At 43.1% G+C, this 1614-nt stretch carries 1 protein-coding gene; it reads right to left on the reverse strand.

What is annotated here, in order from left to right; translation table 11 throughout:
• Positions 1-67: 67 nt before the first annotated feature.
• A complete protein-coding gene (locus U9S71_RS20855; RefSeq protein ID WP_326329795.1) occupies positions 68-1285 on the reverse strand; it encodes a DUF4934 domain-containing protein in 1218 nt (405 codons plus the stop codon).
• Positions 1286-1614 lie beyond the last annotated feature (329 nt).

Consider the following 1614-nt stretch of genomic DNA (forward strand, 5'->3'; position numbering starts at 1 on the left):
TCGGCGAAGCGGTTGATCAACCGGTAGAACAGTCGCGAGGCCAACTCAGGAGATGAATTCCAAAAAATTAAAATGTCTTGAACGAATATAAAACGATGATGGGATTGTCGGATTCCTTGATGCCATCCACGGTGTTAAGAAACCTTTCCTTACGCTCAATTCCATATCGATCCCCCTCTTTAGCTGCTAATAATATATCGGTCGCTTCTTTAACATAAATCGCTTCCAATGGGAAAACAAACCGTCCATCTGTACTAGTTGTTAACAATTGAGGGGCGTAAGGATAGAACGTGATATCATCAACCATGGTCTGATTCGTGTAATACATTATATTCCCCGATGATTTTGAATATAACACATAATACGGACTCTCCTGATTCAATGCTTCATAATCGAATACAAAATATATAAAATCTTCGTTTTCCTGGTATAAACGCGTATTAGCCATAAAATTTCCAGGTGCCGATAACGTGCCAAATTGGTTTTCCTGTAGTACCTGATCATTGACTGCATATTCCCCGTAATCAATCACTCGGCTACTGGTCATCCTCGCTCCGGTTACTTCAAGAATGGTATCTGTCAAATTTCGGGTATAGAAAACACGATCATCAAACCTATGGAAAGGTTTCAAGGCACCCACCGACTGTTTCATATCATACGCGAAATAGCTATTGAGCAGCTTGTTTTTACCCATATCCCACAGCAGCAAACGGTCTTCCCTTGCCGACCCCAGGAATGCCAAGGTGTCCCCTTTCAAGCGTTCAAATTTATCGGCAAAAAAAGTCAGTGGGTGGGTTCTGACGGGCTGACCGTTTTCACTGTCAAAAACAAAAAGCCGTTTCAGTTGGCCATCTAGAATTAAGATCTCTTTTCTTTCGTCATCCAACACGAAGTCGTCCATGAAAGAATATTCAAAATTACCTTTCCCCCTGGCCGACACCTTGAATCGGAATTTTCCGGATAAATCAAAGACAAAAATCGAATGCATGAATTCGTTGTCCATCACATATATCAACGAATCGGTCACATATATTTTGTCTATTGAGCCGATTAAGCAGGTTGGTTTGGTTTCCAGGAAGACCAAGGTGTATGCCTCAACCCTATCAGACAAGCGCAATTGCCCCATCGCCTCCAGGTCTTCCTTTTGTACCGCTATTTTATATTCAATTTTCTTGCTGATGTCGCTGTTCGCTCTGGAGCTCGACCTTCTACATGCCGGAAAAAGTATTGAAATCAGCAAAAAGCCGACAAGAAAAGACAAACGGAAATAACATTTTCCTACCATCTCGTTCACTTAGTCTGCCATAAGTAAATCAGACGCCTTCACAGAGAAGATCCCCTGCGCTAAATACCGAAGTACTATAACACCCATTAAGTCCTTGTTGTGTGGCCGTACATAGCTCTTTATCTCCGTCGGTCCTACATTTTGCCGTTTTGCCGGCTTTACCATTTGGACAAGTACAGTTAACCACTTTTAGTCTTTTCCCTCCTTCTGAGCTACCTGATCCCGAGCTTCCTGACCCTGAAGAGCCACTAGAACCGCTAGAACCCGAACTTCCTTCGGTCTGCCCCACAAGCATTTGCCCAAACAATGTTGTTTCCCCTTCCAGGTTC

This window comes from Parapedobacter flavus (genome assembly GCF_035818675.1).
GTDB classification, from domain to species: Bacteria; Bacteroidota; Bacteroidia; order Sphingobacteriales; family Sphingobacteriaceae; genus Parapedobacter; species Parapedobacter flavus.

What these genes read in the sequence shown, in the direction of transcription:
- U9S71_RS20855 (WP_326329795.1), bottom strand. Translation starts at nt 1,285, where the DNA reads ATGGTAGGAAAATGTTATTTCCGTTTGTCTTTTCTTGTCGGCTTTTTG.